This is a genomic window from Bacillus sp. MT94 (genome assembly GCF_058792475.1).
The window spans coordinates 103,157-118,125 of the sequence record NZ_JBXAEZ010000004.1 but is presented as its reverse complement, the minus strand read 5'-3'; the positions used below and the strand labels follow the sequence as shown (position 1 = coordinate 118,125).

General features: G+C 35.5%; 18 protein-coding genes and 1 other annotated feature. Of the genes, 12 read left to right on the top strand and 6 right to left on the bottom strand.

Features of this window, described 5'->3' with window-relative positions; translation table 11 throughout:
* The first annotated feature begins 63 nt into the window (after nt 1-63).
* On the top strand, nt 64-204 hold the full coding sequence (locus AC1Q51_RS15840) for a DUF3985 family protein (RefSeq protein WP_000404758.1): 141 nt from the start codon (nt 64-66) through the stop codon (nt 202-204).
* A 248-nt stretch (nt 205-452) separates the two neighbouring features.
* Here AC1Q51_RS15840 and AC1Q51_RS15835 read toward each other — a convergent pair whose 3' ends face one another.
* The gene (locus AC1Q51_RS15835; protein ID WP_001077773.1) at nt 453-839 is read right to left on the bottom strand and encodes a DUF3938 domain-containing protein; all 387 of its coding nucleotides are present in this window, start codon (nt 837-839) and stop codon (nt 453-455) included.
* A 460-nt stretch (nt 840-1,299) separates the two neighbouring features.
* Here AC1Q51_RS15835 and AC1Q51_RS15830 point away from each other — a divergent pair, with 460 nt between their 5' ends.
* On the top strand, nt 1,300-1,821 hold the full coding sequence (locus AC1Q51_RS15830; RefSeq protein ID WP_000397315.1) for a GNAT family N-acetyltransferase: 522 nt from the start codon (nt 1,300-1,302) through the stop codon (nt 1,819-1,821).
* A gap of 110 nt (nt 1,822-1,931) precedes the next feature.
* Here the strand turns inward: AC1Q51_RS15830 and AC1Q51_RS15825 are convergent, their stop codons facing one another.
* Nucleotides 1,932-2,825 carry a YitT family protein gene (locus tag AC1Q51_RS15825; protein ID WP_000530043.1) on the bottom strand — a complete coding sequence of 298 codons (894 nt, stop codon included), beginning with the start codon at nt 2,823-2,825 and terminating at the stop codon, nt 1,932-1,934.
* 277 nt (nt 2,826-3,102) lie between these two features.
* Between AC1Q51_RS15825 and AC1Q51_RS15820 the strand changes: the two genes are divergently transcribed.
* From AC1Q51_RS15820 to AC1Q51_RS15810, 3 genes are all read left to right on the top strand, one after another.
* Nucleotides 3,103-3,387: a hypothetical protein gene (locus AC1Q51_RS15820; protein WP_000394930.1), complete on the top strand. Its 285-nt coding sequence runs from the start codon at nt 3,103-3,105 to the stop codon at nt 3,385-3,387.
* A gap of 28 nt (nt 3,388-3,415) precedes the next feature.
* Entirely contained in the window at nt 3,416-4,198 is a 783-nt protein-coding gene (yidC, locus tag AC1Q51_RS15815; protein ID WP_090978075.1) for a membrane protein insertase YidC, read from the top strand.
* A gap of 129 nt (nt 4,199-4,327) precedes the next feature.
* On the top strand, nt 4,328-5,143 hold the full coding sequence (locus AC1Q51_RS15810) for a hypothetical protein (protein WP_090978073.1): 816 nt from the start codon (nt 4,328-4,330) through the stop codon (nt 5,141-5,143).
* Nucleotides 5,144-5,224: 81 nt separating this feature from the next.
* On the opposite strand, the gene AC1Q51_RS15805 is transcribed toward AC1Q51_RS15810, so the two are convergent.
* Nucleotides 5,225-5,452: a hypothetical protein gene (locus AC1Q51_RS15805; RefSeq protein ID WP_053563416.1), complete on the bottom strand. Its 228-nt coding sequence runs from the start codon at nt 5,450-5,452 to the stop codon at nt 5,225-5,227.
* Between the two features lie 166 nt (nt 5,453-5,618).
* Nucleotides 5,619-5,855, top strand: a binding site (T-box leader).
* 65 nt (nt 5,856-5,920) lie between these two features.
* Here AC1Q51_RS15805 and AC1Q51_RS15800 point away from each other — a divergent pair.
* From AC1Q51_RS15800 to AC1Q51_RS15790, 3 genes are all read left to right on the top strand, one after another.
* Nucleotides 5,921-7,231 (top strand): APC family permease, encoded by a 1,311-nt coding sequence (locus tag AC1Q51_RS15800; RefSeq protein WP_023523356.1) that lies wholly within the window; start codon nt 5,921-5,923, stop codon nt 7,229-7,231.
* Nucleotides 7,232-7,338: 107 nt separating this feature from the next.
* Nucleotides 7,339-8,523, top strand: a complete 1,185-nt coding sequence (locus AC1Q51_RS15795) for an MFS transporter (RefSeq protein ID WP_025118115.1) — start codon at nt 7,339-7,341, stop codon at nt 8,521-8,523.
* A 78-nt stretch (nt 8,524-8,601) separates the two neighbouring features.
* A complete protein-coding gene (locus AC1Q51_RS15790; RefSeq protein WP_071714577.1) occupies nt 8,602-8,784 on the top strand; it encodes a hypothetical protein in 183 nt (60 codons plus the stop codon).
* Nucleotides 8,785-8,811: 27 nt separating this feature from the next.
* Here AC1Q51_RS15790 and AC1Q51_RS15785 read toward each other — a convergent pair whose 3' ends face one another.
* Nucleotides 8,812-9,570, bottom strand: coding sequence for a TrmB family transcriptional regulator (locus AC1Q51_RS15785; RefSeq protein ID WP_000939481.1), 759 nt, complete (start codon nt 9,568-9,570; stop codon nt 8,812-8,814).
* Between the two features lie 186 nt (nt 9,571-9,756).
* Here AC1Q51_RS15785 and AC1Q51_RS15780 point away from each other — a divergent pair, with 186 nt between their 5' ends.
* The 4 genes from AC1Q51_RS15780 (at nt 9,757) to AC1Q51_RS15765 (ending at nt 13,660) form a co-directional block, all read left to right on the top strand.
* Nucleotides 9,757-11,757, top strand: a complete 2,001-nt coding sequence (locus AC1Q51_RS15780) for a methyl-accepting chemotaxis protein (protein WP_492331593.1) — start codon at nt 9,757-9,759, stop codon at nt 11,755-11,757.
* Between the two features lie 77 nt (nt 11,758-11,834).
* Nucleotides 11,835-12,137: an MTH1187 family thiamine-binding protein gene (locus tag AC1Q51_RS15775; protein ID WP_001018860.1), complete on the top strand. Its 303-nt coding sequence runs from the start codon at nt 11,835-11,837 to the stop codon at nt 12,135-12,137.
* Nucleotides 12,138-12,185: 48 nt separating this feature from the next.
* Nucleotides 12,186-12,431 (top strand): YusU family protein, encoded by a 246-nt coding sequence (locus AC1Q51_RS15770; RefSeq protein ID WP_001290600.1) that lies wholly within the window; start codon nt 12,186-12,188, stop codon nt 12,429-12,431.
* 311 nt (nt 12,432-12,742) lie between these two features.
* On the top strand, nt 12,743-13,660 hold the full coding sequence (locus AC1Q51_RS15765) for a proline dehydrogenase family protein (RefSeq protein WP_000436780.1): 918 nt from the start codon (nt 12,743-12,745) through the stop codon (nt 13,658-13,660).
* Between the two features lie 22 nt (nt 13,661-13,682).
* Here the strand turns inward: AC1Q51_RS15765 and AC1Q51_RS15760 are convergent, their stop codons facing one another.
* A complete protein-coding gene (locus tag AC1Q51_RS15760) occupies nt 13,683-14,522 on the bottom strand; it encodes a D-alanyl-D-alanine carboxypeptidase family protein (RefSeq protein ID WP_000831466.1) in 840 nt (279 codons plus the stop codon).
* 87 nt (nt 14,523-14,609) lie between these two features.
* Entirely contained in the window at nt 14,610-14,756 is a 147-nt protein-coding gene (locus tag AC1Q51_RS15755; protein WP_001096344.1) for a YuzL family protein, read from the bottom strand.
* Nucleotides 14,757-14,969: the final 213 nt, after the last annotated feature.

The following is a 14,969-nucleotide window of genomic DNA, read 5'->3' as shown; positions in this document are numbered from 1 at the left end:
TTCCATAAACAGCCTAGGGCGAGTAAAATGAGATAAGAAGAGCAAAGCTTGGAGGAAGTAAATATGGAAATCTTATCAATTATTTTGATAGTCTTGCTCATTTATGTTGTTTTTAAAGTGGCATATGTAGCATTAAAGATACTCGCGATCCTATTAATTATCTTTTTAATCGTAGAGTTCGGCAGTAAGTTGCTTGGGGGATAGGGTATGTTGTGCGTTTTGAGTGTCGAAGGATGTCGGTAAATCGATATCCTACGTCGAATCGTTGATATAATGAAAAAATCGTTGATATAAGTGGAGAAACAATCAATATATTTGAAAAATCGTTGATATATTTTAGTGAATACGAAGTGGGGTATATGGAAAAGAAGTTGCCGTGAGGGTAACTTCTTTTTATCGTGATGCGGGGATATGCAAACCAACATAAAAAAGCTGGAAGAGTATCTTCCAGCTTAAGAGTTACTTTCGATTTGGCGACCGCTATCTTCTTCATTGTCTTGTAATAGGTTGAATACGTCTGCTAAGCAGAATGCAATGAACCAAGTCCATAGACCGTGGAAGAAAGCTGAGCTTAATTGAAGTGGTAATGTATAGTTTGTCATTGAGTAGGAAATACATCCACCAACGATTCCAATCATTGTTAATAACATTGTTTTTTGAGCGTTTTCTTCTGGATTGAAGAGGAAGTAAATGTATCCGCCTAAAATTGAAGCGCTTACAAGTGTTTCGATTCCATTAAAAATGATATTCTCTCCAAGCTGTGTGTTTGTCCAGAAGCAGATTGTTCCGCCGATAATAGCAAACAGGACAGCTATTGTATATCGTATATATTGATTCATATGTTCATCTCCTTATGTAATAAGATGATTTGGAAGTCAAAAAGGTAGGTATAGTATATTGAAGTGAGTTTTAATTGTACGTATCTTTTTATAAAAAGATCATTGAAGAGTAACTAAGATGATCGGTTGTTTAAACCGTTACGTGTATGGTGTCTGAAATATACCCGACTGCTCGTTTCTTTTTGCTTGTAAAATAAGAGAAACTTCCAAGTCTATATACTCTTTTTTTGTGAGTCTGCTTTCATTATAACACATTTAGAGACATAATAATAGAATTATCTGATTTTGTAATAAGTGTAAAAAATAAAAAGCGCAAGGAAATACCATTAACGGTGCAGTTTAGTGGAAGAAGGATTTTAATTTATTATGATGAAATATGTAATCAAGGTGAGATCTAAGAAGGAGGCTTAAATACTATAAAAAATGTTTTATAGTATGAATGTAAGGGAGGAGAGCTAACTTGGAGTTCACAACAGAAAGATTAATAATTAGACCTTTTAAGAGTACTGATTTACAGGATGTATTTGTTATTTATAATAGTGATGATACATGTAAGTTCCTATTACATAATAAGTGGACTCATGAAGACATGCAGAAAAGATTTAATAAGAAGTTAGCAAATAATGTACTTACTAAAGAATCAATATTAAGTTTGGCAGTTATATACAAAACTAAAGTAGTTGGTGATTTATCCGTATGGTACACAAATATGAAAGACACTGTTGAGATTGGTTATAGTTTTTCAAATGAAGTAGCTGGGAGAGGTTTGGCGACAGAAGCAGTAAGTAGTTTGGTATTGAAATTATTTAATGAATTTAATGTACATCGTATACAGGCTAATCTTGATGCACGTAATACAGCTTCACAAAAATTGTGTGAACGAATAGGCATGAGAAAGGAAGCCCATTTCATACAAGATTTTTGGAATAAAGATGAATGGACAGATAGTATTGTATATGGGATGCTATCCTCCGATTTGTAGTAATAAACTTAGTGATTTTATTATGCTAAAAGGTACGTGAGTTGAATAACAAAGGGCATAACATATTATATATGACTAATATGTTATGCCCTTTAATTTATTAACCTTTTTTATATGCGTTTGAAACGGCCGACAATTTCAACTGTTTCAGTAATGTTCATAAATGCTTTGTTATCCACTTGACGGATAATACGTTTCATTTCGCCTAACTCATAGCGAGTCACGACAGTGTAAATCATTTTTTTCTTATGGTTTGTATAGCCGCCGACAGCGTCTACCATTGTCACCCCGCGTATGCCGTGATGTAGTAGTGCGCTTTTTATTTCCTCACCTTTTTCTGTAACTGTCATTATCGTTAATTTAATATGTTTCGTATGCACAGCATCGATAACTTTGCTGACTACAAACCGGCTAATTAACGTATAAAGTGTAATATCCCATCCGAAAATAAAACCTGCTGCAACAAGTAAGACTAAGTTGAATACAAAGATGATTGCTCCAATTGAAATATCTCGATGTTTCGCTACAATCAATCCAACAACATCAAAGCCACCTGTTGAAGAAGCAAATCGGAATATGATTCCGGAAGCTGCTCCGCAGATTACACCACCGAATACAGAAGATAGTAAAATATCGTCTGAAACCTGGTGTACAGGGATAATGTTCATCGCTAACGATGATACAGCTACAAAGTAAGCTGTTAAAAAGGTTGTCTTCTTGCCTAAGTAAAAGTGACTTAAAATAAGAAGAGGAATGTTTAGTAAAAAGATAAGTGCACCGATATTGTAGTGCATTAAATAACCGATAATCATCCCTACACCAGCGAATCCACCGCTAATCATGTTATGCGGGATAAAAAACATATTCATAGAAATTGCATACAAAATAGAAGCTATAAAAATAACAACCAACTGTATCATAAATTCTAAGTGAAATGTTTTAGCTGCTGGGAAGGATAAAAAGGCGGTGTCGGGAACGTAATCGGCGTCTCCTAGTTGACCCATAGTATGTTTCATCTCCATATTCATTTTTGATTACAAGAAGAGAATAAAGGTTTTTTCAAAAACTGGCAATAGTTTTATTATAATGCAAAAATTTTATAAATTTCTAATAAATCAAGCCTATTCATTGATGTGCGTGAATATACTAAAGAAAGCGAATACAACGTTTCTTAATTATTATTTTCTTGAGAAAATATGCAAAATACTTTTTTTGAAAATAAAAGGAAATAGAGAATGTTTGCCTAATGTGCTAAAATGACCTTATTAAGGATGTGAAGCGATGGAATTTTTATTGCAGGATGCAATTCTATATATATCGTTTGTAACGACGGCACTTTGTTTATTAGAAGTTTTCTTCCTTGCTAATGTTTCTCGCTTTGTGCGTCAACAAGCGTCAAGCGGTAGACAAAGAGCTTTTGCGCTAGTTGATACATGTGAAGATAGTGCGGGAAATGTACCGCTATTTTCTATTTTTTATAAATATGGAATGATTCGTTCTGTACGCAGACAAGAATCAAGTGAAGAGAATGACGAGGTCGGTCCGTATACACCAATGTTTCGCTAAATAATTACGAAACATTGGAGGAATGAACATGTTAAAATCATACCGAGCTGTGCTCGTTAGTTTATCATTATTATTTGTTTTTGTTTTATCTGGTTGCAGTAATGCAGCCCCAATTGATGCACATAGTACTGGGATTTGGGATCATTATTTTGTATATCCAATCTCGTTTATGATTCAATTTGTTGCTCATCATATACCTGGAGCTAGCTTTGGGATTGCTATCATTATTATGACGCTCGTTATTCGTTCAGCAATGATTCCATTAGCTGTTTCGCAATATCGCAGCCAAGCGAAAATGAAGAAAATGCAACCTGAATTGCAGAAGTTAAAGAAAAAGTACGGTGATGTAGGCAAAGATCTTGAAAAACAAAAGCAGTATCAAAAAGAAATGTCAGAACTAATGAAATCAGGCGGTTGGAATCCACTTGCTGGTTGTTGGCCAATTTTTATACAAATGCCGATTTTCTCTGCTTTGTATTATGCGATTAGCAGAACCGAAGAGATTCGCACATCTTCGTTTTTATGGGTGAACCTAGGACATGCAGATCCATATCATATATTACCGATTATTGCAGCGTTAACGACATTTATTCAGATGAAAGTTTTCCAATCGAATATTACACCTGGAGAACAAGTACAGATGCTAAAGATGCAGCAAATTATGATGCCGGCAATGATTCTATTTATGGGGTTTGCGGCGCCATCAGGACTTGTGTTGTACTGGATAACAGGTAACTTATTTACAATGACACAAACAATTGTATTAAGAAAAATAATGGAACGTGAAGAGTTACAATTACAAAAAGCATAGAGAAACACCGCTCATTACGAGCGGTGTTTTTTTGTTAAGTCGTTAAGGAAATGTTAAGAAACCGACATTACTATAGGCATTGTATACGAAAGTGTACATGCATTAGAAATATGAAGGAGGAAATTTCCTATGAAGAAGAAAACAGTTGGGTATTTAGCGATTGCAGGTGCTTTATCATTCGGAATCATTGGAGGAGTCGGTATTCCGGCATTCGCGGCAACGAATACTCCAGCAGTGGATCAGCCTGCAAAAACGGCGAAAAAGGATTTGGATGACGCTACAAAACAAAAAGTAAAAACAATTATGGACGATACAAAGAAACAGTTAGAGGAACTAGGTGTAAAGCTTCCAGAGAAAGAGAAGCGTAAAGACATGTTTGCAGGATTAGATGAACAGGCGAAAGAAAAAGCGAAGTCCATTTTAGAGCAAGAGAAATCCGGAAAACTAACACGTGAACAAGCAAAAGAGGAATTAACAAAGCTAGGCGTGAAAATGCCGGAAAAAGGTAAGCATGGAGACATGTTTGCTAACTTAGATGAACAGGCGAAAGAAAAAGCGAAGTCCATTTTAGAGCAAGAGAAATCTGGAAAATTAACACGTGAACAAGCGCAAGAGGAATTATCAAAGTTAGGTGTGAAAATGCCAGAGAAAGGTAAGCGTAAAGATATGCTTGCTAATTTAGATGAACAGACGAAAGAAAAAGTGAAGTCAATTTTTGAGCAAGAAAAATCCGGAAAATTAACGCATGAGCAAGCAAAAGAAGAATTAACGAAGTTAGGCGTGAAACTTCCAGAGAAAGAGAAGCGTGAAGACATCTTTGCGGGATTAGATGAAGCAACAAAAGAAAAAGCAAAAGCGATTTTAGACAATGAAAAGAAACAATTAGAGGCATTGAATGTTGATTTACCGCACCATAAGTTTTTTATGAAAAAAGAAGATAAATAATTGAATGAAGTCGTATCTTTCGTGTGGGCAACAGGAAGGTACGTGCAAGGGCCGATTTCTATAAGTAGAAATCGGTCCCTTTTAATGAGGCATTGAAATTCTTTTTATTGTTAGTATGTATCCGAAGACGCAGTAGAAGATTGCAAAACCGATAAACACTTCCGTATATTGATATTTACCCAATACGTAGAAGGAAACAGCTGGTATAATAGCTACCGCTAAAATGCTATAACCAGGATACTTGTTTCGATACATGATAGCGAATAGAACAGAGAGAAACGTAGCGATGATACAAAAGACAGCAATCATTATTAGTACACCTCCTAAAAGAATTATACCATTTTTAGGGAATTAGAGAAGTTTTGTATGTTCTGTTATAATATAAGAAGAGAAATATTTCCTATGTTATATAAAAAAATATATTGATTTTTTCTAACAATTCAATATAATGAACAATAACTACAAAATTCGACATCAAGAAGTGATGATGAGGACATGATCAATTTTTTACGATTCTCAGAGAGGGAAGCCTTTGGCTGTGAGCTTCCTAATACGGAAAAATGGATTACCACCTCTGAACTGCAGCAGTGAACGAGCATCTAGTAATTGCTTGCCGGCAAAAACCGTTATTTAGACTTGAGAAATTGGTGAAGTGTGTTACTTTGCGAATTGAAACAAGGGTGGAACCACGAATAAAACACTCGTCCCTTTTTTAGGGAGGAGTGTTTTTTTATTTCATTTTTGCATCACACTAGGATTGGAAGGAGGATACGCAGCATGCATCATGATGAGAAGAACAAAATTGGTTTAACAGTAGCACTTTCTATCGTAGTAGGAACGATTATTGGATCTGGTGTGTTTATGAAACCAGGGAGCGTATTAGATTACTCGGGGAGTTCTAATATGGCCATTCTTGCTTGGGTAATTGGTGGTCTGTTGACGCTAGCAAGTGGTTTAACAGTAGCTGAAATTGGAGCGCAAATCCCGAAAAATGGTGGGTTGTATACGTATTTAGAGGAGATTTACGGGAGTTTTTGGGGATATTTATCAGGTTGGATGCAAACAATTGTTTATGGACCTGCTATTATCGGAACATTAGGTTTATACTTTAGTTCTTTAATGATTAATTTTTTCTATTTAGATAAAGTGTGGAATTTACCAATTGCAATTGGAACGGTTGTGTTCCTTGGCGTTATAAATAGTATGGGAACAAAATACGGAGGTATCGTCCAAACAATCACGACAATTGGGAAGATGATTCCGATCATATTAATTGTCGTGCTAGGTTTTTGGAAAGGGAATAGCGATATCTTTAACGTAGTAGTGCCGATATCAGAAAATCAAAGTATCGGTATGGCAATTTTAGCAACGTTATTTGCTTATGACGGATGGATTTTACTTGCTTCGATTGGCGGAGAAATGAAGAATCCAACAAAGTTATTACCGAAAGCAATGACAGTGGGGATTTTAATCGTAACTGCTGCTTACGTATTAATTAACTTGGCGTTATTAAATGTATTACCAGCAGCGAAAATTGTAGACCTTGGAGAAAATGCGACAGCGACAGCTGCGGGTATGTTACTTGGAGAATATGGCGGGAAAATTATTAGTATCGGTATTATCGTTTCTATTTTCGGCTGTTTAAATGGAAAGATTTTAACGTTTCCACGTATCCCAATGTCTATGGCAGAGCGTGGACAACTTCCATTTTCTAAGTTTATTGCAAAGGAAAGTCCGAGATTTAAAACACCAGCAAATGCGATTACTGTTGAAATCATTTTAGGAATTATTTTAATGATTATTAGTGATCCAAATAAGCTATCTGAGATTTCCGTATTCATTATTTATATTTTCTATGTAATGACGTTTATTGGTGTCTTCATTTTAAGAAAACGTAATAAGAATAAAGAGCGTGCATATAGTGTACCGTTATTCCCAATCGTACCAATCGTAGCGATTTTAGGTTCGTTCTTTGTAATTGGTAGTGCGATTATTAACGATCCAGTAAGTTGTTTCTTATCGATTGGAATTGTATTTACGGGACTGCCGGTGTATTGGTACTTGAATAAGAAGAAAGAAACAGAATGATGAAAAGGTAGGCGTATTATACGCCTACCTTTTTTACTGTAAAAAAATTGTACTTGCTTCCACTTTCTATTTTGGTTACCATGATGGTAGTAACCAAAATAGAAAGCGTGGGGAAAGACTTGAATTTTCGTGTTTATATTTTAGCTATCGCGGCTTTTGTAGTCGGAACGGTTGAGCTAATTATAGGAGGAACGCTCGATTTAGTTGCCAATGATTTAGGAGTATCTATTAGTGCAGCTGGTCAGCTTATCACAATATTTTCGGTAGTATTTGCTTTGTCAGGTCCAGTTTTATTAGCTTTGACAGGGAAGTTTGAAAGAAAAACATTGTATGTTGGAGCATTATCGATTTTCTTAATCGGAAATATTATTTCGGCATTTAGTGTGAATTACGGAATGCTGATGTTCTCAAGGGTTATTTGTGCGGCCAGTGGTTCATTAATTATTGCACTATCGGTAACACTTGCTTCTAGTGTAGTAGAACCGCATTTTCGTGCGCGTGCAATTGGAATCATTTTTATGGGAATTAGTGGATCACTTGTACTTGGAGTACCGCTTGGTCTTGTACTCGGAAATGCATACGGATGGCGTGCGCCATTTGTATTAATTTCTGTATTAACAGTTATGGCAATAGCTTGTATTTCATTGTTCTTAACGAAAGTACCACCGACATCGGTATTATCAATAAAAGAACAACTTGCTACTTTAAAAGATAAAAAAATTGTAAGTGCACAGTTAACATCATTTTTGTTTTTAACGGGGCATTTAACATTGTATGCATATTTAACACCGTTTTTAAAAGATGTCATGCATGTTGAAGCAAATTGGATTAGTGTGTTTTACTTCATTTTCGGAATCGCAGCAGTAATTGGCGGCGGATTCGGTGGATGGCTTGCTGATAAATGGGGATCGAAGAAAAGTATTATCTCGATTATTATCGTATTTGCATGTGCAATCTTCATGTTGCCATTAATGACATTCTCATTCCCGCTCTTCATCATTATGATGGGACTTTGGAGTATGCTGAGCTGGGCGATTTCACCAGCGCAGCAAAATTATTTAATTGAAATTGCACCGGAATCAGCTGGTATTCAACAAGGTTTAAATAACTCTGCGCTTCATTTAGGAATTGCACTTGGTTCAACAGTAGGTGGAGTTGTTATTGAAAAATCATCTGTTATATATAATGCTTGGGTAGGTGGTGGCTTTATTATATTAGCACTGCTTTGCGCGATTTTCTCGATTACGAGAGGACGCTCTACTCAGTTCGTGAAAGAAGAATCTATCGTTTGATAGGTTCTTTTTTATTTGTAAAATATTGCAGGTTTTAGTAGGTAAATGGAGAAAAGGGTATATAGCGAGGTGAGGTATATGTATACGAATTTTTCAATTATTGGTTTTCTAATTTCAGTAATCCCGTTGTTTCTTATTATTCTTGCACTTAGATGGGTTCGTTTCATCTATAAAAATTCTGAGAAACAGGTAGAGCAAAATGAGAAAATCATTGAGCTGTTGATGGACATAAAGGAACAAAACGAAAAGGAGTCTAAGTGAAAAACTAGACTCCTTTTTATTATTTAATTAGTACCTCAATTTCATCAGCAAACTCTTAATTTCCTCATCTTCCATAAAGAGATCATGATGTTTCTGAGTAATCTTTGCAAGTGCAACGTCGTGATAGAAAAATTCTGTAAAGAACTTTACGAAAGGTTGTGACATTGTTTTCATCGCTTGCCATGATTCTTGTTCTACGCCAGCAAATAAAATTTCACGATCGTCAACGATGAGTAGCAAGTAGCGCTCTAATGCATTAGGCTCTTCAGCTGGGATTAGAAAATGCATGTTTTCTAAGTCTGTTTCTACTTCTCCAACAATAAGAGATTCAATTTGAACACCTTGTTTTGCTTTTTGTTCTAGTAAAGGGAGATATTCTAAAAGAGTATCATTCCAAGCTGAAATACGGATGGATTCTTGTGCACTTTCAATGAGTTCTTTACTTTGAACTCGAATAGAAGATTGCATTTTTAAGCTCCACACACGGTCATCTGTAAATGATTTTTTTGATATGTTTGTTTCCAGTTCTTTAATATTTGATTGGAATTCTGTCGTTAATTTTTCAATTGCTAGTTTTAGTGGTAATGCTGTATACAATTTTTTCTTTTCTGAAACAGAATCCATTACCATTCCTTTATCGATTAGGCGTGCTAGTACTTCATATATTTTTGCTTTTGGAACACCTGAATGCTTCACAATTGTTGTAGCATCTAATGGTTCATTGCTTGATACGACAACTTCATAAGCTTGGCTTTCATATTGTGAGAAACCGAATTTTTGTAACATAGTTCCCTCCGAACGAATGAGATTATATTTTAAGGATAATGAACTATTTGTTTTTGCACAAGTGGTAGTCCGTTTTCTAATTGTATTAAGGTGAGAATTAATTTCAATTTTTTAATTTTATCTATTATACTTAATATAATGATTAATAAGATTTCAATTTAATGCGAAGGGGATGCTGGGGGGAAGATGTTAAGAAGTTTACGTTTAAAAATTGCGGTAGTGTTTTCAGTACTTATTTCTATGATGTTCGTAATATTGGGTACAGCTGTGTATCAATTACAGAAAGAAAAGGAAGTGCGTTCCTTAGACGAGTATTCTCAAAATGCGATGGATCTTGTGACAGAGCAACTTACGACATTTGTTCAAAGAACGGATGAAGATATGGGGTATTACGCGAACAGTGAGATGATTCGTAATATGCTTCAAGGTGGGGTTACTCCGGAAGAGGAAGCGTTTTTAACGAAAGAGTTTGCAGAGTATAAAAAGAATCATCCTGGTATTTTAGATTTATATATTGGTACGAAAGATAAAAAAACATTAAGTGCCAATCTTGCTGAAGGTGGGCAAGTGCCAGAAGGATATGATCCAACGACAAGACCATGGTATAAAGATTCAGAGGCTGATGTAAAAAAGGTCTATTGGGGACAACCTTCTTATGAAATTGCAACAGGAAAGTTAAGTGTAGGTGTTTCTAAAGCAATTACAGCTCAAGATGGATCTGTATTAGGCGTTGTTGCGATGGATGTATCGCTTGGGACGATTCAGAAGTTGCTTCACAATATTCAATACAATAATGACGGAGAAATGTTTATTATAAATGATAAAAATATGGCTCTTGTTTATCCAGAAAAGATAGGAAAAGATGTTTCTAAAGAGCCACTTATAAAGAGCTTGAATAAAGAGGTAACAAAATATGCGGGCAGTACAATAAAAGGTGAAGATGTAGTAGTTTATAGTCAATCATTTGATACGATGAAATGGACGATAGGAATCTTTTATCCGAAAGAAACGATCGATGGGTTATTAAATAGTACGAGGAATACAGTTATTATAATGGCATGTATTAGTTTATTAGTTGGAATCGTAGCTTCCTACTTGTTCTCAAGAAGATTAGCAAGACCACTGCAACTATTAAAGAATCACGTGCAAAAAGTAGCAGAAGGCGATTTAACGCTGCGAATGAAAGTGACAAGTAAAGATGAAGTTGGAGAGTTGACTAAGCACTTTAATGATATGGTTGAACAAATGAATGAAATGGTAAGTAAAATTAAAAACAGCGTATCAACGGTGCAACAATCAACGAATAGTTTACATTATTTAACGAACGAAACAGTAGCGGCTAGTAGAGAAGTTTCAGGAGCGATGGATGATGTGAGCGGAGGAGCTTCTACTCTTGCGAATAGTGTGGATGAAGTTTCAGCTCAGCTCGAGAATATGGCGGAGTCAGTGGAACAAATGAATAGCTCCGTTGGTGAAATAAAAGGAGTGGCTGGCAAAGCGGAAGAGGCATCTAAGCAAGGATTAAATACAATGAGGAATTTAATCCGTACGAGGGGACAATCATCTTCGATTGTTGTTCATACAGAAGAAGCATCGGATAAGTTAGAACAAAGAGTTGGATCGATTCAAAATGTTGTTGAGCTTATAAAAGGTATTTCGGATCAAACAAATTTACTTGCTTTAAATGCTTCGATTGAAGCTGCCCGTGCAGGTGAGCAAGGTAAGGGATTTGCGGTTGTTGCTGAAGAGGTTCGGAAATTAGCGGAACAATCAAAAGAGGCAACAGGAGAAATTACAACGATGATTGGTGATGTGCAAGTAGAAGTAAAAAGAGTTGTAGAAGTTGTAAGTAAATTGAAAGACATTGCAGATGTGCAAAATAAAGTGACGACAGAGGCAGAAATGGAGTTCCGCACAATTATGTCAGTTGTAAATACGATTAGTACTTCAGTTGAAAAAATTGTAGAAGAGGTACATAACATAGGTTACGAGCAAGGAGAGATTACAGCGGTAATGCACACAATTGCTGGTACGAGTCAAGAAAGTGCAGCTGTTTCCGAAGAGGTACATGCTGCAACGGAATCACAGGTGAATCATTTAGAAAAGGTAGCTCACACGATGGAAAGTTTGACAGAACATATGAGAGATTTAGAAAGATTAGTCGAGCAGTTTAAAGTGGAAGAGTAACATATTAGTAAAATGATGAGGATTTCGGTAAAATAGACAATGGATATATAAGAAACGATTATAGGAGGAAGACTACTATGGCAATTGTTGATGTATCGATTATTCCAGTAGGAACAGGTAATCCAAGTGTTAGTGAATATGTAGCAGAAGTACAAAAGGTGCTAGAGAAAAATGCGGATCGCGTGAAGTATCAATTAACACCGATGAATACAATTATTGAAGGAGATCTTCCTGTCATTCTAGAAGTAATTCAACAAATGCATGAAGTGCCTTATACGAAAGGTGCACAGCGTGTTGCAACAACAATTCGTATTGATGATCGTCGTGATAAAGTAAGCACAATGGAGAAGAAATTAAACTCTGTTCGATCAAAATTATAAGAAAAAGCAGCGATCTTCGCTGCTTTTTTCATATAGGAGGTAAATGAAATGAGTGAAAAGTTTAACGAGCAGTTTGACGGGTTACTAGAGAAATACACTGAGCTGTTACTTGGAGAGAGTAGTGAAGAGCGAAAAGAACAGGTGCAGAAGTGGGCACTTTATTCTTACATAGCGAAGACGATGCCAGCTTTAGTGAAGCATTGGAATGAGACATATCCAGATGCGAAAGAAGAGATGGTTCAGTTAATTACGGATATTAAAAGGCTGAATGAAGAGAAGCGAAATGAGCAGTGAGAAAACTTGAGGTGAATGTTACCTCAAGTTTTCTTTATTAATATCCTTATATAATTTACATGGAATATTAAGGGTTTTATAGGCATGTCGAATATTTTCGGTATGCCTATTTTTGCCCTAGTAAACCCGTTTTTTCTAAATGTCGAAAAATATTCCCTTCATATTTACATGCGAGAATATAGGTTTTTAAATGTTTTTATAGTATTTTATAAATTATCTAAATAATTATTTGTATCCAATAATTTTAAACAATGATATAATTTTGAAGAGGGGTAAAAAACAGATAAATTACAGTCATAGGGGTGAATTACATGGAACAATTAATGCGAAATTCGTTTCTTTTCTTATCTAAAAATAAAGCGCTAACAAAACTGGCTAAAAAGTACGGTTTACGCTTTGGTGCAGGTCGCTTCGTCGCAGGGGAGACGATTGAATTAGCGACAGCTGCCATTCAGGCATTAAATAAGCAAGGACTTTGTGTAACAATCGATTATTTAGGTGAATTCGTTGATAATGAAGCGGAAGCAAATGAAATGGCTAACCAATCGATTGAAGCGATCCGTGCAATTGGAAGAGAAGGTCTTGATTCGCAGCTTTCTTTAAAGATGACTTCTATGGGATTAGATATCTCTGATGAAATCGTAATGAACAATATGCGCCGTATTTTAGAAGCGGCAAAAGAAAATGGTGTGTTCGTTACAATTGATATGGAAGACTATACACGCTGCGGGAAAACAATTGATATCTTTAAACAATTAAAATCTGAATACGATAATATTGGTACTGTTATTCAAGCTTACCTATATCGTACAGAAAAAGATATTGAAGATTTAAATGCTTATAATCCTAATTTACGTCTTGTAAAAGGTGCTTATAAAGAACCTGAAGAAGTGGCATTCCCAGACAAGAAAGATGTAGATGACAATTATAAAAAAATTATTAAAATGCACTTATTAAATGGAAATTATACTGCAATTGCTTCACATGATGAAGCGATTATTGAATATACAAAAAAACTTGCTGAAGAACACAACATTCCAAGGGATCAATTTGAATTCCAAATGTTATATGGTATTCGTAATGAGCGTCAACTTGAGCTAGTAAAAGAAGGCTACAAAATGCGTGTTTACGTACCTTATGGAAACGACTGGTATGGATATTTCATGCGTCGTCTAGCAGAGCGTCCAGCAAACGTTGCGTTCGTATTAAAAGGTATGGTTAAAAAATAACCAAGGAGAAAATACTCCTTGGTTATTTTAATTGCTGAAATGCATAATGTGCCATTTTCTTCGTATCAGGATACAGTTGCTTGCGGGTAGAAGATAATACAACATTAATGACACGTTTACCGTCTTTTTCATCCACTGTTACGACTGTATATTTGCCAAGTGCTGATAGACCGCTTTTACTTCCAATCGCATATGGATCGTCATATAGTTCTTCTCGTCCGTAGTTTGCGATGTTTGGAGAGCGTTCTGAAGTATGTAGAGTTGTACGCGTTGAATTCATATATTCTAAAACAACTGGATACTTTAATGCTTCTTTCGTAATAATAGCAATGTCATATGGTGATACTTTATTCCCAATTGCATCAGCACCACTTGCGTTTTTGAAAGTCGCATGCTTTGTACCAAGTTCCTTCGCTCTAGCATTCATCATTTTCACAAATTCATTTTTTGATCCTGCAATATGTTCTGCAATTGATTCAGCTATTGGATCTGCACTAATGATAAGCATAAGTTTTAATGCCTCATCACGCTTTAATTTTTCTCCAGCACGAAGTTTAATTTTCTTGCTTTGACTTTCTGTTTTAATTGCGTTTTCTGTAACCGTAATTTCTTCATCTTCTTTTACATTCTCTAGTAAAAGAAGGGTTGTCATCATTTTGGCTATACTAGCCGGATAAGAGCGTTCGTCTTCGCGTTTCCCATACAAAATTTCACCTGTGTTTGCATCGATTGTAACCCCATATTGCCCAGTAATGTTGGGTTGATCAGCTCTTACAGCTTGTTGTCTTTGTGCATAAGAGAAGAAAATCATCCCTGTAAATAGTGTGGCAATCATTACAATCATAACTATTGTTCGTTTCATTATAATTCCCTCATTTGTTACAAATAAATTGGGCAGAAAAAGCAGCCATTAATCATTATGCCACGTTCTCTGCCCAAAAATATAGCGTTATTTTTCGCCCATATTATGCTTCTTATATTGTTGGTTATTACCTTGGCGTCCTTTTTCAACACCGTGATTATGTGGACCTGCGTTTCCAGTTACACTAGCTGCACTAATTCCAGCCTTTGAAGGGTTCTTCTTAAGTTTTGCCATATATATTCCTCCAGTTTCGTCAGATTATAAAAAGGAAAAGTGTATTTTAGTGAAGAAAATACATATATAGCATGGCCAAATGAAAGAAAAATATTTATTTCAGAAAATTTTATCAATAAATATATTGCGAAAATTTAAACAGTATCATATATTTATTAGTAGAGGCTCACTCATTGATTGCGACTTATGTCGAAAAATTGAATGAGCATTCAT

What these genes read in the sequence shown, in the direction of transcription:
- AC1Q51_RS15780 (WP_492331593.1), top strand. Translation starts at nt 9,757, where the DNA reads ATGTTAAGAAGTTTACGTTTAAAAATTGCGGTAGTGTTTTCAGTACTT.
- AC1Q51_RS15785 (WP_000939481.1), bottom strand. Translation starts at nt 9,570, where the DNA reads ATGTTACAAAAATTCGGTTTCTCACAATATGAAAGCCAAGCTTATGAA.
- AC1Q51_RS15760 (WP_000831466.1), bottom strand. Translation starts at nt 14,522, where the DNA reads ATGAAACGAACAATAGTTATGATTGTAATGATTGCCACACTATTTACA.
- AC1Q51_RS15775 (WP_001018860.1), top strand. Translation starts at nt 11,835, where the DNA reads ATGGCAATTGTTGATGTATCGATTATTCCAGTAGGAACAGGTAATCCA.
- AC1Q51_RS15790 (WP_071714577.1), top strand. Translation starts at nt 8,602, where the DNA reads ATGTATACGAATTTTTCAATTATTGGTTTTCTAATTTCAGTAATCCCG.
- AC1Q51_RS15800 (WP_023523356.1), top strand. Translation starts at nt 5,921, where the DNA reads ATGCATCATGATGAGAAGAACAAAATTGGTTTAACAGTAGCACTTTCT.
- AC1Q51_RS15755 (WP_001096344.1), bottom strand. Translation starts at nt 14,756, where the DNA reads ATGGCAAAACTTAAGAAGAACCCTTCAAAGGCTGGAATTAGTGCAGCT.
- AC1Q51_RS15835 (WP_001077773.1), bottom strand. Translation starts at nt 839, where the DNA reads ATGAATCAATATATACGATATACAATAGCTGTCCTGTTTGCTATTATC.
- AC1Q51_RS15825 (WP_000530043.1), bottom strand. Translation starts at nt 2,825, where the DNA reads ATGGGTCAACTAGGAGACGCCGATTACGTTCCCGACACCGCCTTTTTA.
- AC1Q51_RS15805 (WP_053563416.1), bottom strand. Translation starts at nt 5,452, where the DNA reads ATGATTGCTGTCTTTTGTATCATCGCTACGTTTCTCTCTGTTCTATTC.
- AC1Q51_RS15820 (WP_000394930.1), top strand. Translation starts at nt 3,103, where the DNA reads ATGGAATTTTTATTGCAGGATGCAATTCTATATATATCGTTTGTAACG.
- AC1Q51_RS15770 (WP_001290600.1), top strand. Translation starts at nt 12,186, where the DNA reads ATGAGTGAAAAGTTTAACGAGCAGTTTGACGGGTTACTAGAGAAATAC.
- yidC (WP_090978075.1), top strand. Translation starts at nt 3,416, where the DNA reads ATGTTAAAATCATACCGAGCTGTGCTCGTTAGTTTATCATTATTATTT.
- AC1Q51_RS15840 (WP_000404758.1), top strand. Translation starts at nt 64, where the DNA reads ATGGAAATCTTATCAATTATTTTGATAGTCTTGCTCATTTATGTTGTT.
- AC1Q51_RS15765 (WP_000436780.1), top strand. Translation starts at nt 12,743, where the DNA reads ATGGAACAATTAATGCGAAATTCGTTTCTTTTCTTATCTAAAAATAAA.
- AC1Q51_RS15810 (WP_090978073.1), top strand. Translation starts at nt 4,328, where the DNA reads ATGAAGAAGAAAACAGTTGGGTATTTAGCGATTGCAGGTGCTTTATCA.